This window comes from Paraburkholderia strydomiana (assembly GCF_046030495.1).
GTDB lineage: Bacteria > Pseudomonadota > Gammaproteobacteria > Burkholderiales > Burkholderiaceae > Paraburkholderia > Paraburkholderia strydomiana_A.
Window position 1 is genome coordinate 99,128 of record NZ_JAQQCJ010000007.1, and the last position, 26,564, is coordinate 125,691.

The window sequence follows — 26,564 nt, forward strand, 5'->3', positions numbered from 1 at the left end:
CCACCCGGAGCCGCTGAAACCTCGCGCCCGGATCGCAGACCGTTTATAACAAAATGCGCGGCTTTGTGTGCCGCTTCCGATCGCTTCTGCAAACTTTCTTTTCAATCGACGGTGGCATGACGACTTTCGCGGATCGACTCAACTTTCCAGCGAACGCCGACGGTCCTGCCATACCGCGCGATTACACGGCGCGAACCTCGATCACCTTCGCTGCCTTCCCGGTGCGCTCAGCAAGGCGCGTGCGGTCCTGAACCGCACCGGCCAACTGACCGCAGGCAGCGTCGATGTCATCGCCGCGTGTTTTGCGCACCGTGGTGACGACGCCCGCGTCCATCAACACTTGTGCAAACCGCTTGATCTGTTCCGGCTTCGAGCGGATCAGGCCCGATTCAGGGAACGGATTGAACGGAATCAGATTGAATTTGCACGGCACGTCGCGCGTCACGGCCAGCAATTCGCGCGCTTGCGCTTCGCTGTCGTTCACGCCGTCGAGCATGCAGTATTCAAACGTAATGAAATCGCGCGGCGCGACTTTCAGATAGCGCTGGCAAGCCGCCATCAGTTCGCGCAGCGGATACTTCTTGTTCAACGGCACCAGCATGTCGCGCAGCGGATCACTAGGCGCATGCAGCGAGACCGCGAGGGCCACCGGCAGATCGGCGCCGAGCCGATCCATCATCGGTACGACACCCGAGGTGGACAGCGTGACGCGCCGGCGCGAAAGCCCGTACGCGTTGTCGTCGAGCATCAGGCGCATGGCCGGCACGACCGCGTCGTAATTGAGCAGCGGCTCGCCCATACCCATCATCACGACGTTCGTGACCACGCGCTCGCCCTTGCCGTCGCCACCCGTGGCGCGGCCGCCGGCCACGCCGCGCGATGCGCGCAGCGCAAATTCGGCCATGCGCAGCTGGCCGATGATTTCACCGGTGGAGAGATTGCGGGAGAAACCCTGCTTGCCGGTCGAACAGAAACGACAATTGACCGCACACCCGGCCTGCGACGACACACACAACGTGCCGCGCGTTTCTTCGGGGATGTAGACGGTTTCAACCGCGTTGCCGTTACCGACGTCGATCAGCCACTTGCGTGTGCCGTCGGTCGAAATATGGTCGCTGACGATGCCGGGCATCGTGATCGAAGCGCGCCCTTTGAGCTTTTCGCGCAAGGACTTCGCGAGATCGGTCATGCCGTCGAAGTCGGCAGCGTTGTACTGATGAAGCCAGCGCTGCAATTGCTTGGCGCGAAACGGCTTCTCGCCCAGGCTGTCGCAATAGGCGACCAGCCCTTGGGCGTCAAGGTCGAGAAGGTTGACGGTGGGACTGCTCGTCATATCGAATCCTGCCATTTCAGTGCGAGACTGCGTTCATGCAACAAGCTGCATGAACGCAATGCCGTTCGCGCCCATTCCTGCTGCTTTTACCTTACTACTTTGCCGGGCGATTCGTGCGATAAAACAGATCGGCTGCACGAACTGCGTGAAAACAAACCGGCTTAACGCGAGTAGACGTTCACTTGCGGGAAGAAGAATGCGATTTCAACGGCAGCCGTTTCAGCCGCGTCCGAACCGTGGACTGCGTTAGCGTCGATGCTGTCCGCGAAGTCGGCGCGAATCGTACCCTTTTCCGCCTTCTTCGGGTCCGTTGCGCCCATCAGATCGCGATGCTTCAGGATTGCGTTTTCGCCTTCCAGCGCTTGCACGACAACCGGGCCCGAGATCATGAATTCGACCAGGTCCTTGAAGAACGGACGTGCAGCGTGCACGGCGTAGAACTTTTCCGCGTCAGCGCGCGACAGGTGAACCATGCGCGATGCCACGATCTTCAGACCAGCGTTTTCGAAACGGGTGTAGATCTGGCCGATCACGTTCTTGGCCACTGCGTCCGGCTTGATAATCGACAGGGTGCGTTCGATCGCCATAAAAACTCCAAAAAATTAAGAGGTTACAGATTCAAATGAATCCGCTATTGTAGCATGTTCCCGTGTATGATTGCGATTGAACCCTTACAGAACTGAAAGGAACGCAGCGCGCGCTCTAAAATACTGGTAGCGTAGGACGTACGGGCATTTCGAGGTATTGAAACTCCGTGCTTCGGCGCTAATCTTAGGAATGAAGACCTGCGCCTCGCGGCCACCCCATGCGCCCGGCGCGGCCCAACCGCCGTACCACCATCACGAAACACGTTTCTGAGGTAAGGAGAGACCATGAACGAACATCCGTATAGCTTTGGCCGCAATGGCGCTGTCAGCACGGTCGAAACGCGCAACCGCGTACTACGGAACACCTACTGGCTGCTGGCGCTGTCCATGATTCCGACCGTGCTCGGCGCGTGGGTGGGTCTCGCCACCGGCTTCACGCTGTTCGCCGCCACCAGCCCGGCAATGAGCATGCTGGCGTTCTTCGCGATCGCGTTCGGCTTCATGTTCGCGATCCAGAAAACGAAAGACAGCTCGCTCGGCGTGTTCGTGCTGCTCGGCTTCACGTTCTTCATGGGCCTGATGCTGTCGCGCATCCTGAGCTTCGTGCTCGGTTTTTCGAACGGGCCGTCGCTGATCATGCTCGCCTTCGGTGGTACTGGTGTGATCTTCACGGCAATGGCCACCATTGCCACGGTCAGCAAGCGCGATTTTTCCGGCCTCGGCAAGTGGCTGTTCATGGGCGTGATCGTGCTGTTGCTGGCTTCGGTCGCCAACGTGTTCCTGCAACTGTCGGCACTGATGCTGACGGTTTCGGTGATGGCCATCGTGATCTTCTCGGCCTACATGCTGTTCGACGTCCAGCGCGTCGTGAACGGCGGCGAAACGAACTACATCACCGCCACGCTCGCGATCTATCTGGACCTGTATAACGTGTTCGTCAACCTGCTCGCGCTGCTCGGCATCTTCGGCGGCAACCGCAACTGAGTCTGACGCGGGCGCGGTGTTCCCAGAACGCTTCGCCCTGAAGGAAAAAAGCCCATAACGAGAAATCGTTATGGGCTTTTTCTTTGTACCGCCGCAATGCTTGCGGCGTTAGCGATCGTGATCGATCCACCACCCACGGCCGGGCATCACACGCTCAGCCAAGCAAACCCCTCATCCTGCGAAGCGACCACCACGTCGGTAGGCGCCGCACCCAATACACCGGCCATCGCCGCCTGCGCCAGTTCCGGCAGATTGTTTTGCTGGCTCAAATGCGCAGCGACGAGGTGGCGAAGGCGCGAGCGGTCGAGCGAAGCCAGAATATCAGCCGCCGCGTCATTGTTCAGATGCCCATGATTGCCGCCGATGCGCGCCTTCAACGATTGCGGGTAGCGGCTGCCCGCGAGCATCCGCACATCGTGATTGCATTCGAGCACGAGCGCGTCGCAGCCGCTCAGCACCGCGCTGATATGCGGCGTGGACGTGCCGACGTCGGTCAGCACGCCGAGCCGGCTCGCGCCATTCGAGAACACGTATTGCAACGGTTCGCGGGCATCGTGAGGGACAGTGTAAGGGAGGATGCTGAGGTCGCCGATCGCCACCGCCTCGTCGCCCCACAACACCTGAAGGTCGACATCGGCTTCATCGGCGCCTACCGCGCGGGCGGTGCCCCAGCTCATGTGCAACGGAATCGACCACTTGCGCGCCAGCGTCAGCGCGCTGCCGATGTGATCGCTATGCTCATGCGTGATCAGAATGGCGTCGAGACCTTCGACGCTCGCGCCGATCCGCGTCAGGCGCCGCTCGACTTCTCGCGCCGAAAAGCCGCAGTCGAGCAACACGCGCGTGGTGGTCGCGCCGCTTTGCGCCTCCACCAGCAACGCATTGCCTTCACTGCCGCTGCCGAGACTCGCGAAGCGCACGGCTCGCTTAGTTGAGTTGCGCGTGCAGCAGCGTCACAATGCGCTGCGCGTCGGACGACGTGTCCACCTGACCGTTCGCGTCGAGCACCGCCACCTGTGTCACGGAGTCGCTCTTCGAGCGCACGTTGACGAGGAATTCCTGACCCGGCTTCTTCGACGAACTACTGCCGCTGTAGAACAGCTTGCCGAGCAGCCCTTCCCGCTTCAGCTCCTGCATCGAGTCCGCGTAGCGCACGTAATAGATGCCCTTCGCGCGATCGCGGTTATCGACGGTGAAATTGGTGCGGTCGAGCGCGAGGCCCACGCGCAGCCATGCACGGTCGAACGATTCCTGCAGGTCGAGCGTCGACGCACCCGCGCTCTTGTCGATCGTCGCCGACGCGGTAGCCGGGCGTGCGTCGGTCAGCAATTGCTTCGATTGCGCTTCTGTCAGGCCGAACTTCTCCATCAGCTTGGCGAGGAACATCGCTTCGAGCGCCGGGTCGCGCGGACGCTCTTCCCAGCGTGACGACGTCTTGTCCTGGCCCGTCATCATTTCTTCCATCGCGCTATGTGTGATCGAAATGTCCGTGGTGTCGGACGAGCCGCGCGACACCAGCGTGCGGAAGCTGTCACGCGTGCCCGACGAGTACGCGAAGTCGATCACCTTGCCCACCGTGCGGCGGAACCAGTCGTCCGGAATATTCGCGCGGTTTTCCGCCCAATCGGTCACCATGATGCCGGTGGCCGGCGCGTCCGTTTTCAGGACGAAGCCGTTTTCCTGCCAGAACTCCTGCAGCTGCGGCCACAGTTGTTCCGGCGAGCGGCCGTCGATCACCAGCCAGCGGCGATCGCCATCACGCTCGATGTGCATGCCGAACGGGTCCTGCGCGGTCGGCTGGCCTTCGGTCGCGTTGCCCGCTGCCGTCACATTGCGCGCCGTCGCGCCGCCCAGCGCCAGATTGGCGGGCGGTGCGACATAACGCTGATCGGTCGGCGAGGTGCTCAGGTCGCCCGGAACGGCGAGCGGCGGCGCGCTCCCCGCGCCCTTGTAGTTGACGCGGTCGGAAGCGAACCAGTCGTTCAGCGTGTCACAGCCGGCGAGCGTCGTCAGGGCAAGCGCCAGCGCCGCCATGCGGGTTGCGTGGAGGGAAAGTGCGGAACGTTTCATGAGGTCCTTCGTGATGCTGGAACGCGGTGCCTGGTTCTGCCGGGAACGTGGGCTGGATCGACGTCGGTTAAGGGAATGCCGGTGGCGGTCTTTGGTTGGCGCTGCGGGATGCCGCGGTCGAACCGCTTAGGCCAGCAGCCCTGCTTCGCGCAGCGCGGCGCGCACCGCTTCGTGATACTGCGCGGCGAGCGGCGTGAGCGGCAGGCGGATGCCGCCCTGCACCCGGCCCAGTTGCTGCAGCGCCCATTTGGCCGGAATCGGATTCGATTCGATGAACAGGTTTTTATGCAGCGACAGGAGCTTCAGATGAATCTCGCGCGCGGTCTTCGCGTCCGCCGCGAGTGCGGCCTTGCACAGTTCGCTCATTGCGCGCGGCGCGACGTTCGCGGTGACCGAAATGTTACCGTGGCCGCCGAGCAGCATCAGCGCGATCGCGGTGGGATCGTCGCCGCTGTAGATGCCGAAATGCGCGGGCGCCGACTTGATCAGATGCGCGGCGCGCTCGATGTTGCCGGTCGCTTCTTTCACGCCGACGATGCCCGGCACCTGCGCGCAGCGCAGGACGGTCTCGTTGCTCATGTCCGCAACGGTGCGGCCCGGCACGTTGTAAAGGATCACCGGCAGATCGACGGTTTCGGCGATCTTCGCGAAGTGGCGATAGATGCCTTCCTGGGTCGGCTTGTTGTAGTACGGCACGACCTGCAGCGTCGCGTCCGCGCCAACGTCTTTCGCCTGCTGCGTGAGTTCGATCGCTTCGGTGGTGGAGTTGCCGCCCGAGCCCGCGATCACCGGAATACGGCCCGCCGTGTGCTCGACTGCGGTTTTGACCATCAGCACGTGCTCTTCGACCGACAGCGTGGCCGACTCGCCGCTCGTGCCGACCACCACGAGCCCATCCGTGCCTTCCGCGATGTGCCAGTCGATCAGTTTGCGAAACGCCGGCAGATCGAGGCTGCCGTCTTCGAGCATCGGGGTAATGATGGCAGGAATGCTGCCGCGAATCTGAACGCCGTCGTTGCTGTGGTTGCCGTTAGTCATGAAACGCCATGAATTTGATCAGGTAAACCGCGATTGTAGCGGATTAGCCAGCCAACTCGTAACAAGGCGGGGGCGCCGCCTGCACGGGGTCGTCTGGGCGCTCCGCCTCCAGAATGGCGCAAATCCGCTGGACGTAGGCCGGGCGCGGCTGCGCGAGAAAACCGTCCTGAAACGCGACCACCCGGAGCTGGCCGCGCACCCTGTCGAGAAGCTCGCCGGCCGCGAGGAGAAACGCTGGATTGGAGGGCTTGCCGACGCTTTCGTTTCCTTGCGCGAAGGTCTCGTAAACCAGTACGCCGCCCGGCGCCAGCGCGCGCAGTAGCTGCGGAAATAGCGGCCGGTGCAGATAGTTCGTTACCACCACGGCGGCGAACCTCGCGTCGGCCGATAACGGCCACGCGGCACCTTCGAGGTCGGCGGCAAGCGGCGTGATAAGCGGTTCGCCGCGCAGCGTGCCGAGTGCGGCGGCATCGCGATCGAGCGCGGTCACCGGGTGGCCCAGCGACGCAAAGAAGCGTGCATGCCGCCCCGCCCCCGATGCGACATCGAGCACCGCGCCGCCGGGCGCGATCAGATGCGCCCATTGGCGCACCCAGTGCGACGGCTCACCCAATCCATGGATGACGGCGGCGGGCGTGCTCATCGCTGCGATCCGCCGGCTCAGTTGTACGACAGGCCCATGGCCTCGCGCACGTCGCGCATCGTTTCCGTGGCGTACTTGCGGGCCTTGTCGCAACCGTCGGCGACGATCGCGCGCAACAGCGACGGGTCGTCCATGTACTTCTGCGCGCGTTCGAGCATCGGCTGCTGTTCGCGCAGAATGCCTTCGATCACCGGCTGCTTGCAATCGAGACAGCCGATGCCCGCCGTGCGGCAACCCTTCTGCACCCACTCGTGGGTGGCTTCGTCCGTGTAGACCTGGTGCAGTTGCCAGACCGGGCACTTGTCCGGATCGCCCGGATCGGTGCGGCGCACGCGAGCCGGATCGGTCGGCATGGTGCGGACTTTCTTCGTGATCGTTTCCGCGTCTTCACGCAGGCCGATCGTGTTGCCGTACGACTTCGACATCTTCTGGCCGTCCAGACCCGGCATGCGCGATGCTTCGGTCAGCATCGCCTGGGGCTCGACCAGGATGATCTTGCGCGACCCTTCAAGGTAGCCGAACAAACGCTCGCGGTCGCTCATCGACAGGCTCTGCGATTCCTGCAACATCGCGCGCGCCTGTTCGAGCGCCTCGTCGTCGCCTTCCTGCTGGTATGCGTTGCGCAGCTCGTGATAGAGCTTGGAGCGCTTGCCGCCGAGCTTCTTCGCGGCTTCGTTGGCCTTCTGTTCGAAGCCCGGCTCGCGGCCGTACAGGTAGTTGAAACGGCGCGCGATTTCACGCGTCATTTCGACGTGCGGCACCTGGTCTTCACCGACCGGCACGAGCGAGCCGCGGTACAGCAGAATGTCCGCCGCCATCAGCACCGGATAGCCGAGGAAGCCGTAGGTGGACAGATCCTTGTCCTTCAGCTTCTCCTGCTGCTCCTTGTAGGTCGGCACGCGTTCGAGCCAGCCGAGCGGCGTGCTCATGCCTAGCAGCAGCGCCAGCTCCGCGTGCTCGGGCACCTTGCTCTGGATGAACAGCGTCGCCTGCGCCGGATCGATGCCGGACGCGAGCCAGTCGATCAGCACGTCCCAGACGTTCTTTTCGATCACTTCGGGCGTTTCGTAGTGCGTTGTCAGCGCATGCCAGTCGACCACGCAGAAGAAGCACGGGTATTCGGACTGCAGCCGCACCCAGTTTTTCAGCACGCCGTGATAGTGGCCGAGGTGCAGCGACCCGGTGGGCCGCATGCCGGAGAAGATACGGTCTGGGAACATGGTTATTTAGAAAAGCGAAACAAGAGGAGTCAGGATTGCGGTAATCGCACTGTAGCCGAACGTGACAAGCGGATTCAGCCAATAACGCGTCAACGTGCCGGTCATGACCAGCGCCATCACGATGAAAAAGCCATAGGGCTCGAGCCGCGACAGCGCGATCGATTGCCGTGGCGGCAACAGCGCCATCAGCACGCGGCCGCCGTCGAGCGGCGGCAACGGAAAGAGGTTCAGCACGCCGAGCACGAGGTTCACGCCGACGCCCGCGCCCGCCATGCGCGTGAAGAACGGTTCATCGACATTGAACACCGCCAGCGCGACGCCGAACAGGCCCCAGATCAGCGCCTGGATGAAATTGGAACCCGGGCCCGCCGCCGCGACCCACAGGCTGCCCCAGCGGGGATTGCGCAGGTTGCCGAAAGCGACCGGCACCGGCTTCGCGTAACCGAACACGAAGGCGCCGCTGGTGGCGAAATACAGCAATAAGGGAATCGCGATCGTGCCGAGCGGATCGATGTGCCGCATCGGATTGATCGACACGCGGCCGAGCACGTAGGCGGTATTGTCGCCGAGCCAGCGCGCGACGTAGCCGTGTGCGGCTTCGTGCAACGTAATCGCGAAAACAACCGGCAGCGCGTACACCGCAATGGTCTGTATCAGGGAAGAATCCATAACTCGCTATTGTAACAACGCGATTGCGTGCGTCTGTCCGCTTTCATTCATGCCGCTTTCAAGCCGTCTCTTCGAGGCCGAAAGGTGCGAGAGAGCCGCGCCCTGCCCGCACCAGCAGCGGCTGCGTGCCGGTCAGATCGATGACAGTGGACGGCTCGCACACACAGGCGCCGCCGTCGATCACCAGATCCACCTGCTTTTCCAGCCGCTCGCGGATTTCTTCGGGGTCGTTCAACGGCTCGGTTTCGCCCGGCATGATCAGCGTCGAGCCGAGCAGCGGCTGGCCGAGTTCCTCGAGAATCGCGAGCGTGATCGCGTGGTCCGGCACGCGCAGACCGATGGTCTTGCGCGACGGGTGCGACAGGCGCCGCGGCACTTCTTTGGTCGCCTGCAACACGAACACATAGGGACCGGGCGTCACCGACTTGATCAGGCGGTACTGCCGGTTGTCCACCATCGCGAAGTTCGCCAGTTCCGACAGGTCGCGCACCAGCAGTGACAGCAGCTGCTTCTCGTCGAGGCCGCGAATGCGCCTCAGGCGCTCCGCCGCGTCCTTGTCGTCGAGCTGGCACGCGAGCGCATAGCTCGAGTCCGTCGGCAATGCGACCACGCCGCCGTCCCTGATGATCTGCACGGCCTGCTTGACGAGGCGCGGCTGCGGGTTGTCAGGATGAAGCCGAAAGTATTGGGACATGGTGACTAACGGTGGCTATCGATGAACGTCAAGTGAACTTCAAACGAGCCGCGGCCGGATCGTGAACAGCGATTGAATCACGGACGGCTGGCATGCGGATGACTGGCGCCCGGCGGTTCGGATGCGGGTATGGGCGACGCCCGGCCGGCTCCCGCGCGTGACGTGCCCCAAGGCACGGCGCACGATCACAGCCAGCGTTCCCAGACGGGCTTGAGATCGGAGGGCAATTGCGGCAGCGTGCCGAGGTCGATGCGGCCTTCGCCGGGTGCGTGGAAGTCGGACCCGCGCGACGCCTCGAAGCCGAAACGGCGCGCGACGTCCGCGTATTCGCGGTATTGATCGGGCGTGTGGCTGCCGGTCACCACTTCGATCGCCTTGCCGCCGAGATCGATGAACTCGGCGAAAAACGCGTCGAATTCGACCGGTGTGTACGCGTAGCGGCCCGGATGCGCAATGATCGCCTCGCCGCCTGCCGCCCGGATCCAGCTAACCGCGTCGGCCAGTTTCGACCAGCGGTGCGCCACATAGCCCGGTTTGCCGTCGCCGAGATAGCGGTTGAACACGTCCTGCGTGGAGGTGCAATAGCCGTGTTCGACCATGAAACGCGCGAAATGCGTGCGCGAAATCATGTCCGGGTTCGACACGTACTGGAGCGCGCCCCGATACGCGTCCGGAATGCCGAGCGTGGCCAGTTGCTCGCCGATCGCTTCGGCGCGCGCGGCGCGGCCGTCGCGGGTGCGCGCGAGGCCATCGATCAGGATCGAACTGGTCGGATCGACGCCCAGCCCGACGATGTGCACGGTGCGCGAGGCCCACGTCACCGAAATTTCAACGCCACTCACGTAGCCCATGCCGAGCGCCTCGGCAGTGGCACGCGCTTCATGCTGGCCGCCGAGTTCGTCGTGATCGGTGAGCGCCCACAGCGTCACGCCGCCCGCGTGCGCGCGGCGCGCAACGTCGGCCGGCGCGAACTGGCCGTCGGAAACGGTGGAGTGACAGTGCAGATCAGCGTTCATCGTGGTCTTCGAAAGGTTCTCCAGCCATTTTACTGCAACGCAGTAAGTGGACGCAGAGCTATCTCGCGCCGCCGGCGCGATCCTTCCCACTACGTGACGATTTCAGGAACAGAACCCCTCGATCAAGGCCGCCACTTGCTCCGGCTGGTCGTGATGCACCATGTGCCCCGCCTCGTCGATGATCTTCTCGCGCCAGTTCGGAAACGCCTGGAAACGCGCCTTGAACTCGTCGAGCGGAATCTCGCCGGCGATCTGCGCGAGCGTCGGCGAGTTGGCGACCTCCACGTGCAACACTTTCGCACTGACCTTGCGCCACACGGCCATCACCTCGTCGAGACGGTACAGCGTCGGGCCGCGCAGCTTGTGCGCCGGATCGGCGAGCAGCATGTGACGCCCTTCGCCATCGGGCTTCGACCAGTGCTGCGCGAGAAACCCCGCGCGCTGCGGCTCGAGGCGCGGATTGGTCTTGATCAGGCGGGCGGCGACGTCGTCGAGCGATGCATAACGCTTCAGTTGCGGCGGATCGCGCAACTCGTCGAGCCAGTTGCGCAGCCGTTTGGGTGCTTGCGCCGAGTGCGACGGCGCGAGCCCGAAGCCCTCCAGATCGACCACCCGCCGCACCCGCTCGGGCCGCACGCCCGCATACAGGCAGACGATGTTCGCGCCCATGCTGTGACCGACCAGATTCACCTCACCGTCCGGCGCATAGTGGTCGAGCAACGCGTCGAGATCGGCGACATAGTCCTGAAACCAGTAGCTGCCGCCGCCGCGTTCGGCCACCGGCCAGTCCGAGAGGCCGAAGCCACGCATGTCCGGCGCGAGCACCTGCCAGTCGCCGCCCAATGCATCGACGACGAACTGGAACGAGGCCGCCACGTCCATCCAGCCGTGCAGCATGAACAGCATGGGCGCATCGGGATTGCCCCAACGGCGCACATGCAGACGGATGCCGCGCACGGCGACGAACTCAGACCGGGAAGTATTCATGAACGGCGCGCTCAAAAAAAGAATGATCGTTCGATTATAGAGATAGCCGCACGATACGGGGGGTCCGATTGTCGAAGAAGCGTTCAGGCGCTCTCTGCCGGCGGAACCGGCTGCTGGGCGTCGAGATTGGCGAGCGCGGCGAGTTCCGCTTCGTCGAAACCCGCGTCGCGGCGCGCCTCGAAATTGAACGGCCCACGTAATTTCGGTGCGTGATACTGATCGGCGAGGCGTGTGTAGGTCTCGTGCGCGTCGAGCCCGCTCGCGTCGCACAAATGACGGAACCAGCGGTTGCCGATCAGCACGTGGCCGATCTCGTCGCGCAGGATCACGTCGAGAATCGCCGCGGACGCCTGATCGCCCGCCTGCAGCAGGCGCGCGCGGATCGGCGGCGAAGCGTCGAGGCCGCGGGCTTCGAGCGTGCGCGGCACCAGCGCCATGCGCGCCAGCACGTCGGCGCGGGTGCGCTCGCACATGTCCCACAGGCCGTCGTGGGCGGGGAAATCGCCGTACGCGTGGCCGTATTCCGCGAGGCGCCCGGCCAGCAGCGAGAAGTGATACGCCTCTTCGGCCGCGACCTTGAGCCAGTCGGTGTAGAACGCGTCGGGCATGCCGGCGAAGCGCCAGACGGCGTCGAGCGCGAGGTTGATCGCGTTAAATTCGATGTGCGCGAGCGCATGCAGCAACACCGCCCGGCCTTGCGGCGACTGCATGCTGCGTCGTTTCAGCTGGCGCGCATCGACCAGCTCGGGCCGTGCGGGACGCCCCGGCAGGCCGGCAGGTTCGCCGAGTTCGAGGCGCGCGGAACACGCTGCGCTGCCCGCGAGCACGGCGGCGTACAGGGCGCGCGCCGCAGCCGCCTTGGTGACCGGATCGCTCTCGCGCAAGGCGGCCAGCGCGGCGGTGCGGGCGCAATCAGGCTGACCTTGGGCATTCGGTACGGACGAAACAGGTGCAACGCTCGGAGCTGCGGACATCATGGCAAGCGGATAGGTGAAGGAAACGGCTAATGAAGAAGAAACGAAGAGGCGCGAAGATGCGGGATGCCGCCCGGTAAGGACCGACCCCTTCGTGGAACCCCGCGGCGCGCAACATGGCCGCGAATGCAAACCACAGTCGACGAGTTCGCCTGGCGCGCGCGCCAGGCGGCCCAACCACACAAACGTTTACAATACTCGATTCGACTCGCCAGCGCGCTCATTGCGCCAGCGGGAAGGGACACCCGCACGCGTGCGCCGCGACCGATCAAGAGGAGACATTGTGACGATTTACAAGCTTGGCGAAGCCGCCCCGACCATCCATGAAAGCGTGTTCGTCGCGGATTCGGCGACCATCATCGGCAATGTGAAGGTCGAGGAAAACGCGAGCGTCTGGTTCGGCGCGACGATTCGCGGCGACAACGAGGCGATCACCATCGGCGCGGGCAGCAATGTGCAGGAAAACGCGGTGCTGCACACCGACCCCGGCTTTCCGCTGACGATCGAGCCGAACGTGACGGTCGGCCATCAGGTCATGCTGCACGGCTGCACGATCAAGGAAGGCTCGCTGATCGGAATTCAGGCCGTGGTCTTGAATGGCGCCGTGATCGGCCGCAACTGTCTGGTCGGAGCGGGCGCCATCGTCACCGAAGGCAAGGTGTTTCCCGACAATTCGCTGATTCTCGGCGCGCCCGCCAAGGTGGTGCGCGAACTGACCGAGACGGATATCGCCAATATGCAGCGCGGCACGGCAAGCTATGCCGAGCGCCGCGAATATTTCAAGGCGCAGCTCGTACGCATCGGCTAACAGCCGGCGCGTGCGAGCTGCGCCATTCCACCAAGGAAAAGTTGTGAGCGACCAGTTGCAAAAATTCATGTTCAGCGCGGCGCCAGTGCGCGGCGAGATCGTTTCGCTGCGCAATACGTGGCAGGAAGTGCTGACGCGCCGCGATTATCCGGCGCCCGTGCGGACGATTCTGGGCGAGATGATGGCCGCGTGCGCGCTGCTGTCGGCGAACCTCAAGTTCGACGGCACGCTCGTCATGCAGATTTTCGGCGACGGCCCGATCAAGATGCTCGTGGTCCAGTGCGGCTCCGATCTGTCGATGCGCGCCACCGCCAAGCTGTCCGTCGACGCGAACGACATGATCGACGACGCGACCTCGATGGTCGATCTGCTGAACGCGAGCGGCCATGGCCGCTGCGTGATCACGCTCGACCCGGCCGACAAACACCCCGGCCAGCAGCCGTATCAAAGTATCGTGCCGCTGTCGGGTGTGGATGGCCCGCTCAAATCGATGGCTGAGGTGCTCGAACATTACATGCATCACTCGGAGCAGCTCGACACGCGCCTCTGGCTCGCGGCGAACACCGAACGCGCGGTCGGCATGCTGCTGCAGAAGCTGCCGGGCGACGGCGGCATCGTCCCGCATCCGGGCGAACTGGACGCGGACACCTGGGAGCGTGTCTGCACGCTGGGCAGCACGCTGTCGCAAGACGAGTTGCTGAAGGAAGAACCGGAAACGGTGTTCCGCCGCCTGTTCTGGCAAGAGAATGTCCAGCATTTCGAACCCGCGACGGCGCGTTTCGAGTGCACGTGCTCGCGCGAAAAAGTCGGCGGCATGCTGAAGATGCTGGGTCGCGAAGAAGTGGACGGCGTGATCGAAGAGCGTGGCCACGTCGAGATTCACTGCGAATTCTGCAATCAGCGCTACGAATTCGATCCGGTGGACGTGGCGCAACTTTTCGTCGCCAACGCACTCTCACAAGGCGTCACGCCGGCTGCCGACCAGCGGCACTGACCGGCTTGCTGCGGTGGATGCAGGGGCGATGCGGCATCAGCGGCGCCTGCCCTGCCGTATAGTTTGACGGCGGTTGACTACGCGCCGCCCATGTCCTTTTCACGGCTTGGGCGGCGCGTTGCCTTTGATCATCGTTACGTTGAATCATTGGCGATGCACGCTGCGCATGGTTTACTTAGGCGTCCGACCGATGGAGATCGAACATGAACTACGCTGCTTCGTTGAAACGTGATGCGTGCAAGCTGGTTGCCATGGTCATCGTCGCGGGTAGTGCGGCGTTGAGCGGCTGCGCGATGAACCCGCCGGGGCCGTCGCAGATTTTGAGCCGCCTGCCCCCCGAACAATCCGACGCGGCCTACGCCCCCGCGCAGCTCACGCCCGAAGAACTCGCACGCTACGACACGATCGACCGTCAGGTGCTGTTCGAGCAGGACCAGGCGATTGCCGCCGAGAACGCCGCGCAGGCCTGGTCACGTTACTACTCGCCGCCCGTCCGCGTGTTCGGCGGCTATTCGAGCGGCGGCTGGGGACGGGGCTGGGGCACCGGCATCGGCGTCGGCTTTGGGCCGACCTGGGGCTGGTAGGCCGGAGCTGCGATTCATCGCCGGTCAGCTGTCTGAACACCAATCCCCAAAAAAAAGCGCGGTTCATTTCTGAACCGCGCTTTTTTGCATCCTTCGTCCTGAGTCAGCCTTAAGCAGCCAGGCTCAATGCGTCGTCTTGTCCTTGGCCGCCTTGGCGCCACGCTTGCGATCCGGCTTCGCACGCGACTCCGGATTGGGCACCACATGCAGCGGCGCGGCCGAGACTTCCCCACGCGTGGAGGTGGTCACCGAAGGTGTATTGGCCGTCGGCAATGGCGCATTCGGCGACACGAACTGCACGAACACTTCGCCGTCCTTGACCATGCCCATTTCGTAGCGTGCCCGCTCTTCGACCGCGGCGGTGCCGTTCTGCAAATCCTGCACTTCGCCCTGAATACGTTCGTTGCGCAGTTTCGAATCGGCATTCTTCTGCACTTGCTGCGCCAGTTGCTGTTGCAACTCGTGCACGCGCAACCAGCCGCCATGGCCCCACCAGAGCGGGTACTGGATCAGCGCCAGCAAAACGATCAGGACAGCAGTGACAAGCCGCATGAAGTAAGCACAATAAATACGCGCCGCCCTGCGCTATACGCAGGGCGGCGAGGTCAATCAGAAACGAAGGAAAACCGGCTCATCGGTCAGCGCTGGCAAACTGGCTGCTTAGCGCAGGTTGTAGAACGCCGACTTGCCCGGGTAGCTCGCGATATCGCCGAGATCTTCCTCGATACGCAGCAGCTGGTTGTACTTCGAGATGCGGTCCGAACGCGACAGCGAACCCGTCTTGATCTGACCGGCATTCAGGCCGACCGCGATGTCCGCGATCGTCGAATCTTCGGTTTCGCCCGAACGGTGCGAGATCACGGCCGTGTAGCCGGCGCGCTTGGCCATTTCGATGGCCGCGAAGGTTTCCGTCAGCGTACCGATCTGGTTGATCTTGATCAGGATCGAGTTGGCGATGCCCTTCTCGATGCCTTCCTTCAGGATGCGCGTGTTGGTGACGAACAGGTCGTCGCCCACCAGTTGCACCTTCTTGCCGAGCTTCTCGGTCAGCGTCTTCCAGCCTGCCCAGTCGCTTTCGTGCATGCCGTCTTCGATCGACACGATCGGGAACTTGTCGGCGAGGTTCGCCAGGTAGTCCGCGAATTCCGTCGACGACAGTTGCAGGCCTTCGCCGGCCAGCTGGTACTTGCCGTCGTGGTAGAACTCGCTGGCTGCGCAGTCGAGCGCGAGCAGCACGTCTTCACCGGCGCGGTAGCCTGCTTTCTCGATGGCTTGCAGGATGGTCGACAGGCATTCGTCGTTGCTGCCGAAGTTCGGCGCGAAGCCGCCTTCGTCGCCCACCGCCGTGCTCATGCCGCGATCCGACAGGATCTTCTTCAGCGCGTGGAACACTTCGGCGCCGCAGCGCAGTGCTTCGCGGAAGGTCGGCTGGCTGACCGGCACGATCATGAATTCCTGGATGTCCAGGCTGTTGTTCGCGTGCGCGCCGCCGTTGACGATGTTCATCATCGGCACCGGCAGTTGCATGGCGCCCGAGCCGCCGAAGTAGCGGTACAGCGGCAGGCCGGCTTCTTCAGCGGCAGCCTTCGCGACGGCCATCGACACGGCCAGCATCGCGTTCGCGCCGAGGCGCGACTTGTTGTCGGTGCCGTCGAGTTCCAGCAGGGTCTTGTCGAGGAAGGCCTGCTCGGAAGCGTCGAGGCCCATGATCGCTTCGGAGATTTCAGTGTTGATGTGCTCGACGGCTTTCAACACGCCCTTGCCGCCGTAACGGCCGGCTTCGCCGTCGCGCAGTTCGATCGCTTCACGCGAACCCGTGGACGCGCCCGACGGCACCGCGGCGCGGCCCATCGTGCCCGACTCGAGCAGCACGTCGCATTCGACCGTGGGGTTGCCTCGCGAATCGAGAATCTCTCGACCGATGATATCTACGATAGCACTCATGGTTTCCTCAAGAAATGACGTTGAATTCTTTACTGTGACACTGTATCTGGCACCTGCCGGTCTCCCCGACAGACAACTCGCGCGCCGATACGTTCGACGACCATTGCGCACATTCGCCGCGCGCCGACGATGGCGCCCATTATGCAAGCCAATCGTGACACGCGGCGAACAGCTGAATCAGTTGAAATCGCTTTCGAGGAACGGCGCGCGCTTGACGGCCTGGTCGAGCGTTACCAGCGTCTCGAGCAGATCGGCCATGCGGTTGAGCGGCACGGCGTTGGGGCCGTCCGATTTGGCCTGCGCCGGATTCGGATGCGTTTCCATGAAGAGACCGGCGACGCCGACCGCCACCGCGGCACGCGCCAGCACCGGCACGAATTCGCGCTGACCGCCCGAGCTCGTGCCCTGCCCGCCCGGCAACTGCACCGAGTGGGTCGCGTCGAACACGACCGGCGCGTTGGTTTCGCGCATGATCGCAAGCGAACGCATGTCCGACACGAGGTTGTTATAGCCGAACGACACGCCGCGTTCGCACGCCATGAAGCGGTCTTCCGACAGACCCGCTTCACGCGCCGCGTCACGCGCCTTGTCGATCACATTCTTCATGTCATGCGGTGCGAGAAACTGGCCCTTCTTGATGTTGACCGGTTTGCCCGAACGCGCGCAAGCGTGGATGAAGTCGGTTTGACGGCACAGGAAAGCCGGCGTTTGAAGCACGTCGACCACCGATGCCACCTGTTCGATCTCGTGCTCGGCGTGAACGTCGGTCAGCACCGGCAAACCGAGCTGACGCTTCACTTCCGACAGGATGCGCAAACCTTCGTCCATGCCCAAACCGCGGAACGACTTGCCGCTGCTGCGATTGGCCTTGTCGTACGACGATTTGTAGATGAACGGAATGTTCAGCTTCGTGCAGATTTCCTTCAGGCGGCCGGCCGTGTCGATCGTCATCTGTTCGGATTCGACGACACAGGTGCCTGCGATCAGGAAAAACGGCTTGTCGAGTCCGATTTCGAAATCGCCCAGTTTCATGCTTTCTCCCCGACTTCGCTCGCCGCACGCGACTGCTGACGCGCAAGCGCTGCTTCGACAAACGACTTGAACAGCGGATGACCGTCACGCGGCGTGGACGTGAATTCCGGGTGGAACTGCACGCCGACGAACCACGGGTGCATGCTGCGCGGCAATTCCATCATTTCCGGCAGATCTTCACTCGGGGTACGCGCGCTGATGATAAGACCACCCGCTTCGAGTTGGGGCACGAAGCGGTTATTGACTTCATAACGGTGACGGTGACGCTCGTTCACGTCCTTGCCGTAGATCTCTTCGGCCATCGTGCCGGGCTTGATCGGGCAACGTTGCGAACCGAGGCGCATCGTGCCGCCCAGATCCGATTCTTCGGTGCGCTTCTCGACCCGGCCTTCGCGGTCGTACCACTCGGTGATCAGCGCGACCACGCGGTTCTCCGTTTCCTGATCGAACTCGGTGCTGTTCGCGTTCTTCAGGCCGACCACGTCGCGGGCGAATTCGATCACAGCCAGTTGCATGCCGAGGCAGATGCCGAGATACGGCACCTTCGCTTCGCGGGCATAGCGGATCGCGGCAATCTTGCCTTCGGTGCCGCGACGGCCGAAGCCGCCCGGCACGAGCACCGCGTCGAGATGCTTGAGGCTCTCGACGCCTTGCGTCTCGACTTCTTCAGAATCGATGTATTCGATGTTCACGCGCGTGGCCGTATGCATCGACGCATGGCGCAGCGCTTCGATCAGCGACTTGTACGACTCGGTCAGATCGACATACTTGCCGACCATGCCGATCGTCACTTCGTGCTTCGGATGCTGGAGCTTCTCGACGAGGTCGGACCACATGGACAGATCCGCAGGCTTCGGCGTGAGCTTCAGCTCTTCGCAGATGATCGCGTCCAGACCCTGGTCGTGCAGCATCTGCGGAATCTTGTAGATGCTGTCCGCGTCCCACACGGAGATGACCGCGTCTTCCGGCACGTTCGAGAACATCGAGATCTTCGCGCGCTCGTCGTCGGGAATGCGGCGGTCGGCGCGGCACAGCAGCACGTGCGGCGAGATGCCGATTTCACGCAGCTTCTGCACGCTGTGTTGCGTCGGCTTGGTTTTGAGTTCGCCGGCGGTGGCGACCCAGGGCACCAGCGTCAGGTGCACGAAGCACGCGCTGTTGCGGCCCATGCGCAGGCTCATCTGACGCGCGGCCTCGAGGAACGGCAGCGATTCGATGTCGCCGACGGTGCCGCCCACTTCGACGATCGCGACATCCGGCTCGCCGCACGTCGCAGAAGCTGCGCCGCGCTCGATGAATGCCTGGATTTCGTTCGTGATGTGCGGGATGACCTGCACGGTCTTGCCGAGATAATCGCCACGGCGTTCCTTGCGGATCACCGATTCGTAAATCTGGCCCGTGGTGAAGTTGTTGGCCTTGCGCATCTTCGTGCTGATGAAGCGCTCATAGTGGCCAAGGTCGAGGTCAGTCTCTGCTCCATCTTCCGTCACGAACACTTCGCCGTGTTGGAACGGACTCATCGTGCCGGGGTCGACGTTGATGTACGGATCGAGCTTGAGGAGGGTGACTTTAAGACCGCGCGATTCGAGGATCGCGGCGAGGGAAGCGGCGGCAATACCCTTGCCGAGGGAAGATACTACGCCGCCGGTGACGAAAACATATTTGGTCATCGCTGGATGCTCGCGGGAAAAACGGATTATACCGTAAAGCAAGGGCCCGACCCAGCAAAATCCGAGCGACATCTGCGCGTGCGGATGCCGCGGCGGCGGCAAGCGCCGCGCGCCGATCATGCACCGCTTTTGACCGGCGGCTGGCGGCTGGCGGTTAGGCGAGCCGCACGTGCGACTGTCGACGGGGCGATGCGCGCCGGGGCATCCGGTCAAGGTGGCGGCGGCTTGTTTCGGCAGGCGCTGTGAGGCGAGCTGTCAAAGACGACGACGCCCGACGCGTGCGTCGCCGCATCGGCGGCCGCCTGTCGGCGTTTGGTTCCGGCTTCCTGCGCACGCTCGCGCATGCAGTTGCCCCCCCCCAAAAATCGATCCTGAAGCCGTTCGGATAGCTCTCCCGTTCGTGACTCACGCGCGGCTTGAGAGCAGCCCTCAGCCGCCCCGCTCCAGCTCGTGCAACATCCGCTGCACCGCGCGCGCGGTTTCGAGCGGCTTTTCCATCGGATAAAGATGGCTGCCCTCGATCCACTCGAGGTGACCATGAGTGGCGCGGCGCGTGGCATCGAGACCGGCCTGGCGAATTTCCTTCGAGCGCGTGCCCGCGATGAATCCGACCGGCACCGGTGCACCCCGGGCGAGCCGCGCGCCGAGCGTGTGCGGCAAAGTCCTGTAGATCTGATATTCGGTACGCCGGTCGAAGGCCAGCGTGCGCCCGCCGTCGGGCGAAGTCTGCGGAATGCCGAAGTCGATGTAGTCGGACAGCATGCGTTCGTCCCAGCGCGCGAACGCCGGCTTCGCATGAAAGTGCCGCCACGCTTCGTCGCGGCTCGCCCAGTGCGTGCGGCGCGTGCGCGTGGCGGCCGCGGGCGAGAGCCGCTCGTCGAGCCCGGTCCACTGCGATACGCGCAGCATGCTGCTGCGCCAGCCGGCGATCACCGGCGAATCGAGCATCACCACGCCCCTCACCCACTGCGGCTTTTTCAGCGCGGCCATCAGCGACAGATAACCGCCGAGCGAATGGCCCACCAGCCACACCGGCTGCTCGTACGAGCGGGCGATGTCGTCGAGCAGCTGTTCGACCAGATGCGGCCAGTCCTGCGTGACAGGAAAGCGCGCGTCGTGGCCGATACGCTCGATGGAGCGCAGTTCATAGTCGTCGGCGAGTTCGGCGAAGATGGTCCGGTAGGTCGACGCCGGGAAGCCGTTCGCGTGCGAGAAATGAATGATGTTTTTCAACTGCGGCTATCTCCGTTCTGTTTTTTGCTTGTGGGCCTGCGCGTACGTTTTCGCGGGGCGCGTTTCGCGAATGCGTGCGCGTTGCTCCCGTGCACCGGCCTTGGCGTCGCGGCGTTCTTTCTGCGTATGCCGCCGGCGACTCATCGGTCAACACGTCGACCAACGCGCCGGCCCGCGCCATCAGCGATCCATCCAGTAGCGGCGCTGCGTATCGCGATAGCGCTCGAGCGTCAGTGCCGCGCCCCGCGCCGCCGGGCTCGCGTCGACGCGCACCGCGCCGTCCGTATCGCTGCGCGCGAGTTCGATATGGCGCGCCTTGTAGCGCTCGAACACGCCCACGTTCGGATGATGAAAGCGGTTGCGATAGCCTACCTGAAATAACGCGATGGACGGCTCGACTGAGTCGAGGAACGGCTCGGTCGACGAGGTCTTGCTGCCATGATGCGGCACGACCAGCACCTGAGCGCGCAATGCACCGCGATCGCGCGTGAGCAGCACGCGTTCGGCAGGCGCCTCGATGTCCGCGCTCAACAAGGCCGCGATGGGCGGCTGCGCGGTCCGGTCATGCGTGACGGATTGGCTCGCCGCGCCCGGCAACGTGGCGACCCGCAGCACGCAGCAATGCGCATTGGGCTTGCCCTGCAGCGGCCCGGCATCCGGCCACAGCATGGCGAACTCGACGCCGTCCCACTGCCAGCGCTGCCCCGCCGCGCAAGGCAGCGTGGCCGCGCCGTGCTGCTTCGCGCCCGCCCACAGCGCGTGGTCTGGCGCCAATGCGGCCACCATCTGACGAACCTCGATCGCATCGAGCACGGCCGGTGCGCCGCCCGCGTGATCGGAGTCGGCGTGACTGATGATCAGCGTGTCGAGCGCCGTCACGCCGTGCGCCTGCAGGAACGGCACGACCACCCGCTCGCCGGCGTGGGTCGATTCCGGGCCGGGTCCGGTATCGAACAGCAACGCGTGGTGCGCCGTTTCGATCAGCACCGATGTGCCCTGCCCGACGTCGAGCGCCGTCAGCCGGAAACTGCCGGGCGGTGGCCCAGGCGGCGCCGGCAGCAGCAGCGGCAACCACGTGAGGGGCGCGGCCCAGCGCAGCGGCCAGCCGCGCGGCGCCAGAAGCCAGAACACACCGAGCGCCGCCGCGGCCAACGCCCAGGCGTCCGGTTGCGGCAGCCACCAGAGCGTCCAGGCCGGCCCGGACAGCATGTGCAACCCTGCGGCCAGCAGCTCGAGCAGCGCATGCGCGGCGTTGAATGCCCAGGCATCCAGCGGCGCGGGCAATACGATGCCGGCCAGCACCGTCGGCGTGACCAGCAGACTCACCCATGGAATCGCAAACGCATTGGCGAGCGGACCGATCAGCGGAATCTGCGCGAACCAGTAGACCGTGAGCGGCGCGAGCGCGAGCGTCACCGCGAGCTGTACGTGCGCGGCGCCGAGGAGGCGTTCGGCGCATGCAGGCAGGCGGCGCTTCAGCGCGGCGCGCAGCGACGCCAATTTGTCGGGTTTCTCGTGGGCCGCTACAGCCCCGGCAGCGTCATCACCATCGCCAGGCCCACCGCCCTCGCTGTCCTCATGAACTCGCTGTCGAACCCTCACGCGCGGCCGTCCCGACATCGCGAACAGAATGGCGGCCACCGCGCAGAACGACAGCCAGAATCCCGCCGACACCACCGCCCACGGATCGATCAGCAGCACGAGCCCCAGCGCCCACGCCAACACCACCGAGCGCGCGAGATTGCGCCCACTGACGAAGGCCAGTGCGACGACACCTGCCATCCACAGCGCGCGCTGCGCCGGCACATTGAAGCCGGCGAGCGCCGCATGCAGCGCGGCAAAGCCCGCGCCGGTGATGACTGCAACGACTTGCGCCGGCAGCCGCAACGGCCAGTCCCGCCCGATCCATCCGGAGCGCCGCCACACCGCGCCCGCGAGCCAGCCGGCCAGCCCCGCGACGAAGCCAATATGCAGGCCCGAAATCGCCACCAGATGACTCGTGCCGGTGCCGCGCATCAATAGCCAGTCGGCGGCGCTGACTTCGTCCTGCGCGCCGACCGCCAGCGCCACGACAATCCCGCGATGCGGCGCGTCCCCGAGCACCGCATCGATCCGCGAGCGCAACGCCGCGCGCCAGCGGTCCACGAGTACGCGCGGGCCGCGCGCCTCGCCCGGCAAACGGATAGCGTGAGCCGGCGCGCTGACATAGCCGGTCGCGCGCACGTTGCGCGCGAGCAGGTTCGCTTCGGCATCGCGCACACCGAAGTTCGCGTTGCCATGGGGCCGTTTGAGCCGCACGGTCAGACGCCAGCGCTCGCCCGGCGCAAGGGACGGCGCCGGGGCATCGTCGGCGATCCAGGAAAGTTGAATCACGCGCGGGAAGGCGTCGATCGGCGCGTCGGCGGCTTCGACTTCGAAGAGAAAACGCGCGCCTTTTCCGTCGCGTGACGGCAGCCCCCTGATACTGCCGACGACGTCGACATCCCTGCCTTCCCACGCGGCCGGCAGGCTCGTCGCCAGCCGTATTTCGGCGCGCACGGCGGCATAGCCGAAGCCCATGCAGATGGCCGCGCACCATACGGCGCCCCAGCCGGCGAACGATCGCACACGGCGGTTGAATTGCAACCGACGCAAGTGTGCAGTTGAGCATGAAACCTGCGGCTGACCCAACGCCAAAACGGAACCCAGGCGCGCCTCGCGCACCCCCCAAGCCGCCACGACACACGCCGTCATCCCAAGCACAACCAGCCCGCACCATCCCCGCCAATCCGGCAACGCCGCCTGCCGCTGCAGCCAGATCACGCCCAACGCAAAACCGCACCATCCTGCCCGCATTCGCCCTCCGTCCAGCGACGCCGGACGACATCACGCGCGGCGAGCAGACGTCAGCAAGCCCGCCGGGCGTGGGTTTCGCCCGGCGCGAACCACTCAGACCAACGAGATCGATTATGCAGAGGAAAGTGCGAGTCGCGGCAGCGCGGCGAGCGCGTTAGCCGTTGTGCCTAGGGCGGTCGCGTCGGCACCCATGCCGCGCAGTTCGGCGAGGCCCGCACCGATGCCCGGAATCTGTTCCGGCGAGTTGCGCTGCTTGTACATCCACGCAGGCGCGATGTCCGGCGCGTCGGTTTCGACGACCAGCGCCTCGAACGGCAATTGCTCGGCGAGCCGGCGGATTTGCCGCGCGCGTTCGAACGTCAGATTGCCGCCGAAGCCGAGGTGCATGCCCTGGTCGATATAGGCCTGAGCCTGCTGGAAACTGCCATTGAAGGCGTGCGCGATGCCGCGATGGATCTGATGCCGCCGCAGCCCCTTGATCACCTGATCCTGCGATTTGCGCACGTGGCAGATCACCGGCAGGTCGAATTCGCGCGCGAGTTGCAGTTGACCGTTGTAGAAGAATTGCTGGCGCGCATCGTCGAGACCGTCGACGAAATAGTCGAGCCCGATCTCGCCAATGCCGACGAACAGAGGATCATCGAGACTCGTCTCGATCTCCATGCGCAGCAGATCGAGATCGTGCTCGTCGGCGCCCGGCGTGAACAGCGGATGAATGCCGAGCGCATACGCGCCGCCGTCGATCCGGTGCGCGAGCTCGCGCACCGCCGCGAAATTCTGCCGGCCGATTGCCGGAATCACGATGCGCGCCACGCCCGCACTGCGCGCCGCCGCCGCGACCGCGTCGCGGTCGGCGTCGAATTCAGAAGCGTCGAGATGACAGTGCGTATCGATCCACATGACCTACCTCGTGAAACTGGCGGCGCCCGCTCGCGGCAAGCGGCAAGCGCTCGGGCCTCAGACCGGCACCGGCGGCTCTTCGTGCAGCACGCCGTCGCGCAGCCTCATGATGCGGTCGCAGCGGCCGGCCAGTTCCGGATCGTGCGTGACGATCACGAAACTCGTCTCGAGCGTTTGCGACAGTTCGAGCATCAGGTTGAACACCGTGTCGGCAGTGCCGCCGTCGAGGTTGCCGGTCGGCTCGTCGGCCAGCACACAGGCCGGTTTAGTCACCAGCGCCCGCGCGATCGCCACGCGCTGGCGCTCGCCACCCGACAGCTCGCCCGGCCGATGTTTCGCGCGATGCCCCATGCCGACCCGCTCCAGCACCTCGAGCGCTTCGCGGCGCGCGGCTTCGGTCGTCATGCGGCGAATTCGCAGCGGCATCGCGACGTTGTCGAGCGCGGAAAACTCAGGCAGCAGATGGTGGAACTGATAGACGAACCCGAGCGCGCGATTGCGCAAGTCGTTGCGCTCGCGCTCGGAGAGCTGCGTAAACGGCTTGCCCATCACGGAAACGTGGCCCGCGCTCGGGTCGTCGAGACCGCCGAGCACGTGCAGCAGCGTGCTCTTGCCGGAGCCCGACGCGCCGACGATCGCCAGCTTCTCGCCGCGTCGCACGCTCAGTTGCGCGTTGTTGAGCACTTGCACATTCAGGCCGCCCTGCACGAACGATTTGGAAATGCCGGTTGCTTCGAGCACGTACGGATACGGCGCGGTGTCCTGAGTGGCCATGGAAAGATTAGCGGAACGGTCATTCATAGCGCAGCGCCTCCGCGGGACGGACTTTCGCACCGCGCCAGCTCGGGTAAAGCGTCGCCACCGCCGACATCAGGAACGCGATGATGCCGATGCGCGCGACATCGGCCGGAATCAGCTCGGACGGCAATTCGCTGATGAAGTACACCGACGGCGGCAGGAACTGCACGCCGAGCATGTGCTCGATCATCGGCACGAGCCATGGAATACTCCACGCGATCAGACAGCCGAGCGCGACGCCGGTCGCCGTGCCGATGAAGCCGATCGTCACGCCCTGCACGACGAAAATCTTCATGATCGAGCCGGGCTGCGCGCCGAGCGTGCGCAGGATCGCGATGTCGGCCTGCTTGTTGGTCACAGTCATCACCAGCGACGAAACGAGATTGAACGCCGCCACCGCGATGATCAGCGTGAGGATGATGAACATCATGCGTTTTTCGATCTGCACCGCCGAGAACCAGGTCTTGTTCTGCTGCGTCCAGTCGCGGATGTACAGATCACCCGACAAGGTGCGCGCAAGCTGATGCGCGACTTCCGGTGCGCGCTGCATATCGGTCAGCCGCAGCCGCACGCCGGTCGGCGCGGGCAGGCGGAACAGCGCCTGCGCGTCCTTGATGTTGATCAGCGCGAGCGTGCTGTCGTACTCGTAATGCCCCGACTCGAAGATGCCCACCACGGTGAACTGCTTCAGGCGCGGCAGCATGCCGGCCGGCGTGATGGTGCCTTCGGGCGCGACCAGCGTGATCTTGTCGTTCAGCTGCACGCCGAGATTGGTGGCGAGGTCCGCGCCGAGCACGATGCCGAAGTCGCCCGGCACGAGATCGGTCAGCTTGCCGCCTTTCATTTCCTTACCGATGTCGGACACTTCCGGCTCGAGCGTCGGCTCGACGCCGCGCAGCGCGACGCCGCTCACGGCGTCCTGGCGCGTGAGCAGCGCCTGCGCTTCGACATACGGTGCCGCGCCGATCACTTCCTTGTTCTGGCGCGCTTCCTGGGCGGTCAGTTGCCAGTTGGGCATCGACCCGGTCGGCGAAAAGATTTCGACGTGCGCGAGCACCGACAGCATCCGGTCGCGCACCTCTTTCTGGAAACCGTTCATCACCGACAGCACGACGATCAGTGCCGCGACCCCGAGCGCGATGCCCGACATCGACACCAGCGCGATGAACGAAATGAAGCCGTTGCCGGTCGTGCGTTTGCCGGCGCGCGTGTAGCGCCAGCCAATCTGCCATTCGTAGGGAAATTTCAAGCGAATCCTTGTCTGCGTTCTTCGGCTGCGTTGTTCTGCTTTGCGCTGCGCGCGAAAGGCGTGGAGCGCCCGCCGCGCGGCCCGAGCGTGTGATCGTTGGTGTCGCGGCAGCGCGGATGGTTCCGGCGTCGCCGTGTCGCTAAGTAGCAAAACGTGCGCCGCGGCGTTCCGCTGCGCGGTGGATACGCTGCGCCGCCGCTGCCGTCACCGCCGCATCTCCCGATGCCACCGCCGATCAAGCGCGAAGTTTGCCATACAATGCCGCCCGCTCGCGCAAAGGCCATAGGGAACGGGCTCGCGCT

The 26,564-nt window shown here is 64.4% G+C and carries 25 protein-coding genes; 4 read left to right on the plus strand and 21 right to left on the minus strand.

Annotation, left to right across the window (positions count from 1 at the left end; all coding sequences use genetic code 11):
• Positions 1 to 181 precede the first annotated feature (181 nt).
• Positions 182 to 1,333, minus strand: a complete 1,152-nt coding sequence (gene rlmN / locus PQQ53_RS11705; protein ID WP_408144071.1) for a dual-specificity RNA methyltransferase RlmN — start codon at positions 1,331 to 1,333, stop codon at positions 182 to 184.
• A gap of 161 nt (positions 1,334 to 1,494) precedes the next feature.
• Positions 1,495 to 1,920: a nucleoside-diphosphate kinase gene (ndk, locus tag PQQ53_RS11710; RefSeq protein WP_042322811.1), complete on the minus strand. Its 426-nt coding sequence runs from the start codon at positions 1,918 to 1,920 to the stop codon at positions 1,495 to 1,497.
• A gap of 285 nt (positions 1,921 to 2,205) precedes the next feature.
• Between ndk and PQQ53_RS11715 the strand changes: the two genes are divergently transcribed.
• Entirely contained in the window at positions 2,206 to 2,904 is a 699-nt protein-coding gene (locus PQQ53_RS11715) for a Bax inhibitor-1/YccA family protein (RefSeq protein ID WP_168669848.1), read from the plus strand.
• Between the two features lie 146 nt (positions 2,905 to 3,050).
• Here the strand turns inward: PQQ53_RS11715 and PQQ53_RS11720 are convergent, their stop codons facing one another.
• The 10 genes from PQQ53_RS11720 to PQQ53_RS11765 all read right to left on the minus strand — a co-directional run bounded on the left by PQQ53_RS11720 (position 3,051) and on the right by PQQ53_RS11765 (position 12,218).
• Entirely contained in the window at positions 3,051 to 3,824 is a 774-nt protein-coding gene (locus PQQ53_RS11720) for an MBL fold metallo-hydrolase (RefSeq protein WP_408144068.1), read from the minus strand.
• Between the two features lie 7 nt (positions 3,825 to 3,831).
• A complete protein-coding gene (gene bamC / locus PQQ53_RS11725) occupies positions 3,832 to 4,974 on the minus strand; it encodes an NlpB/DapX family lipoprotein (RefSeq protein ID WP_408144066.1) in 1,143 nt (380 codons plus the stop codon).
• 126 nt (positions 4,975 to 5,100) lie between these two features.
• Positions 5,101 to 6,012: a 4-hydroxy-tetrahydrodipicolinate synthase gene (gene dapA / locus PQQ53_RS11730; RefSeq protein ID WP_408156282.1), complete on the minus strand. Its 912-nt coding sequence runs from the start codon at positions 6,010 to 6,012 to the stop codon at positions 5,101 to 5,103.
• 43 nt (positions 6,013 to 6,055) lie between these two features.
• Positions 6,056 to 6,655, minus strand: a complete 600-nt coding sequence (locus tag PQQ53_RS11735; RefSeq protein WP_408324173.1) for a class I SAM-dependent methyltransferase — start codon at positions 6,653 to 6,655, stop codon at positions 6,056 to 6,058.
• 17 nt (positions 6,656 to 6,672) lie between these two features.
• Positions 6,673 to 7,875, minus strand: a complete 1,203-nt coding sequence (locus PQQ53_RS11740; protein ID WP_121317372.1) for a tryptophan--tRNA ligase — start codon at positions 7,873 to 7,875, stop codon at positions 6,673 to 6,675.
• Positions 7,876 to 7,881: 6 nt separating this feature from the next.
• Complete coding sequence (locus PQQ53_RS11745; RefSeq protein WP_408144059.1) at positions 7,882 to 8,544, minus strand: site-2 protease family protein; 663 nt, start codon at positions 8,542 to 8,544, stop codon at positions 7,882 to 7,884.
• Positions 8,545 to 8,602: 58 nt separating this feature from the next.
• Entirely contained in the window at positions 8,603 to 9,238 is a 636-nt protein-coding gene (locus PQQ53_RS11750; protein ID WP_408144057.1) for an L-threonylcarbamoyladenylate synthase, read from the minus strand.
• A gap of 185 nt (positions 9,239 to 9,423) precedes the next feature.
• On the minus strand, positions 9,424 to 10,254 hold the full coding sequence (locus PQQ53_RS11755; RefSeq protein ID WP_408144055.1) for a 3',5'-nucleoside bisphosphate phosphatase: 831 nt from the start codon (positions 10,252 to 10,254) through the stop codon (positions 9,424 to 9,426).
• Between the two features lie 102 nt (positions 10,255 to 10,356).
• On the minus strand, positions 10,357 to 11,241 hold the full coding sequence (locus PQQ53_RS11760; RefSeq protein ID WP_408324175.1) for an alpha/beta fold hydrolase: 885 nt from the start codon (positions 11,239 to 11,241) through the stop codon (positions 10,357 to 10,359).
• Positions 11,242 to 11,324: 83 nt separating this feature from the next.
• Positions 11,325 to 12,218, minus strand: a complete 894-nt coding sequence (locus PQQ53_RS11765) for a ferritin-like domain-containing protein (protein WP_408324176.1) — start codon at positions 12,216 to 12,218, stop codon at positions 11,325 to 11,327.
• A 280-nt stretch (positions 12,219 to 12,498) separates the two neighbouring features.
• Here PQQ53_RS11765 and PQQ53_RS11770 point away from each other — a divergent pair, with 280 nt between their 5' ends.
• From PQQ53_RS11770 to PQQ53_RS11780, 3 genes are all read left to right on the plus strand, one after another.
• Positions 12,499 to 13,023: a gamma carbonic anhydrase family protein gene (locus PQQ53_RS11770; RefSeq protein ID WP_408324178.1), complete on the plus strand. Its 525-nt coding sequence runs from the start codon at positions 12,499 to 12,501 to the stop codon at positions 13,021 to 13,023.
• 43 nt (positions 13,024 to 13,066) lie between these two features.
• Positions 13,067 to 14,017, plus strand: a complete 951-nt coding sequence (gene hslO / locus PQQ53_RS11775) for an Hsp33 family molecular chaperone HslO (protein WP_408144049.1) — start codon at positions 13,067 to 13,069, stop codon at positions 14,015 to 14,017.
• A 203-nt stretch (positions 14,018 to 14,220) separates the two neighbouring features.
• Entirely contained in the window at positions 14,221 to 14,601 is a 381-nt protein-coding gene (locus tag PQQ53_RS11780) for a hypothetical protein (protein WP_408156291.1), read from the plus strand.
• A gap of 123 nt (positions 14,602 to 14,724) precedes the next feature.
• Here the strand turns inward: PQQ53_RS11780 and ftsB are convergent, their stop codons facing one another.
• The 9 genes from ftsB to PQQ53_RS11825 form a co-directional block, all read right to left on the minus strand.
• A complete protein-coding gene (gene ftsB / locus PQQ53_RS11785) occupies positions 14,725 to 15,153 on the minus strand; it encodes a cell division protein FtsB (RefSeq protein ID WP_121317354.1) in 429 nt (142 codons plus the stop codon).
• A 108-nt stretch (positions 15,154 to 15,261) separates the two neighbouring features.
• Positions 15,262 to 16,545 (minus strand): phosphopyruvate hydratase, encoded by a 1,284-nt coding sequence (eno, locus tag PQQ53_RS11790; protein ID WP_121317352.1) that lies wholly within the window; start codon positions 16,543 to 16,545, stop codon positions 15,262 to 15,264.
• Between the two features lie 177 nt (positions 16,546 to 16,722).
• On the minus strand, positions 16,723 to 17,577 hold the full coding sequence (kdsA, locus tag PQQ53_RS11795; RefSeq protein WP_408324180.1) for a 3-deoxy-8-phosphooctulonate synthase: 855 nt from the start codon (positions 17,575 to 17,577) through the stop codon (positions 16,723 to 16,725).
• Positions 17,574 to 19,247: a CTP synthase gene (gene pyrG / locus PQQ53_RS11800; RefSeq protein WP_408144041.1), complete on the minus strand. Its 1,674-nt coding sequence runs from the start codon at positions 19,245 to 19,247 to the stop codon at positions 17,574 to 17,576. Before pyrG ends, kdsA begins: the two co-directional genes overlap by 4 nt.
• 429 nt (positions 19,248 to 19,676) lie before the next feature.
• A complete protein-coding gene (locus PQQ53_RS11805; RefSeq protein WP_408144039.1) occupies positions 19,677 to 20,480 on the minus strand; it encodes an alpha/beta fold hydrolase in 804 nt (267 codons plus the stop codon).
• Between the two features lie 180 nt (positions 20,481 to 20,660).
• A complete protein-coding gene (locus PQQ53_RS11810; protein WP_408324181.1) occupies positions 20,661 to 23,315 on the minus strand; it encodes a DNA internalization-related competence protein ComEC/Rec2 in 2,655 nt (884 codons plus the stop codon).
• A 111-nt stretch (positions 23,316 to 23,426) separates the two neighbouring features.
• Positions 23,427 to 24,215, minus strand: a complete 789-nt coding sequence (locus tag PQQ53_RS11815; protein ID WP_408144037.1) for a TatD family hydrolase — start codon at positions 24,213 to 24,215, stop codon at positions 23,427 to 23,429.
• A 57-nt stretch (positions 24,216 to 24,272) separates the two neighbouring features.
• Positions 24,273 to 25,016 carry a lipoprotein-releasing ABC transporter ATP-binding protein LolD gene (gene lolD, locus PQQ53_RS11820; RefSeq protein WP_408144035.1) on the minus strand — a complete coding sequence of 248 codons (744 nt, stop codon included), beginning with the start codon at positions 25,014 to 25,016 and terminating at the stop codon, positions 24,273 to 24,275.
• Positions 25,009 to 26,262, minus strand: a complete 1,254-nt coding sequence (locus PQQ53_RS11825) for a lipoprotein-releasing ABC transporter permease subunit (protein ID WP_408144034.1) — start codon at positions 26,260 to 26,262, stop codon at positions 25,009 to 25,011. The genes lolD and PQQ53_RS11825 overlap by 8 nt, the downstream gene beginning before the upstream one ends.
• Between the last annotated feature and the right edge of the window lie 302 nt (positions 26,263 to 26,564).

Bases quoted from the DNA above. Each gene is read 5' to 3' on its own strand.
- rlmN (WP_408144071.1), bottom strand. From the start codon at position 1,333: ATGACGAGCAGTCCCACCGTCAACCTTCTCGACCTTGACGCCCAAGGG.
- ndk (WP_042322811.1), bottom strand. From the start codon at position 1,920: ATGGCGATCGAACGCACCCTGTCGATTATCAAGCCGGACGCAGTGGCC.
- PQQ53_RS11715 (WP_168669848.1), top strand. From the start codon at position 2,206: ATGAACGAACATCCGTATAGCTTTGGCCGCAATGGCGCTGTCAGCACG.
- bamC (WP_408144066.1), bottom strand. From the start codon at position 4,974: ATGAAACGTTCCGCACTTTCCCTCCACGCAACCCGCATGGCGGCGCTG.
- dapA (WP_408156282.1), bottom strand. From the start codon at position 6,012: ATGACTAACGGCAACCACAGCAACGACGGCGTTCAGATTCGCGGCAGC.
- PQQ53_RS11735 (WP_408324173.1), bottom strand. From the start codon at position 6,655: ATGAGCACGCCCGCCGCCGTCATCCATGGATTGGGTGAGCCGTCGCAC.
- PQQ53_RS11740 (WP_121317372.1), bottom strand. From the start codon at position 7,875: ATGTTCCCAGACCGTATCTTCTCCGGCATGCGGCCCACCGGGTCGCTG.
- PQQ53_RS11745 (WP_408144059.1), bottom strand. From the start codon at position 8,544: ATGGATTCTTCCCTGATACAGACCATTGCGGTGTACGCGCTGCCGGTT.
- PQQ53_RS11750 (WP_408144057.1), bottom strand. From the start codon at position 9,238: ATGTCCCAATACTTTCGGCTTCATCCTGACAACCCGCAGCCGCGCCTC.
- PQQ53_RS11755 (WP_408144055.1), bottom strand. From the start codon at position 10,254: ATGAACGCTGATCTGCACTGTCACTCCACCGTTTCCGACGGCCAGTTC.
- PQQ53_RS11760 (WP_408324175.1), bottom strand. From the start codon at position 11,241: ATGAATACTTCCCGGTCTGAGTTCGTCGCCGTGCGCGGCATCCGTCTG.
- PQQ53_RS11765 (WP_408324176.1), bottom strand. From the start codon at position 12,218: ATGATGTCCGCAGCTCCGAGCGTTGCACCTGTTTCGTCCGTACCGAAT.
- PQQ53_RS11780 (WP_408156291.1), top strand. From the start codon at position 14,221: ATGAACTACGCTGCTTCGTTGAAACGTGATGCGTGCAAGCTGGTTGCC.
- ftsB (WP_121317354.1), bottom strand. From the start codon at position 15,153: ATGCGGCTTGTCACTGCTGTCCTGATCGTTTTGCTGGCGCTGATCCAG.
- eno (WP_121317352.1), bottom strand. From the start codon at position 16,545: ATGAGTGCTATCGTAGATATCATCGGTCGAGAGATTCTCGATTCGCGA.
- kdsA (WP_408324180.1), bottom strand. From the start codon at position 17,577: ATGAAACTGGGCGATTTCGAAATCGGACTCGACAAGCCGTTTTTCCTG.
- pyrG (WP_408144041.1), bottom strand. From the start codon at position 19,247: ATGACCAAATATGTTTTCGTCACCGGCGGCGTAGTATCTTCCCTCGGC.
- PQQ53_RS11810 (WP_408324181.1), bottom strand. From the start codon at position 23,315: ATGCGGGCAGGATGGTGCGGTTTTGCGTTGGGCGTGATCTGGCTGCAG.
- PQQ53_RS11815 (WP_408144037.1), bottom strand. From the start codon at position 24,215: ATGTGGATCGATACGCACTGTCATCTCGACGCTTCTGAATTCGACGCC.
- lolD (WP_408144035.1), bottom strand. From the start codon at position 25,016: ATGAATGACCGTTCCGCTAATCTTTCCATGGCCACTCAGGACACCGCG.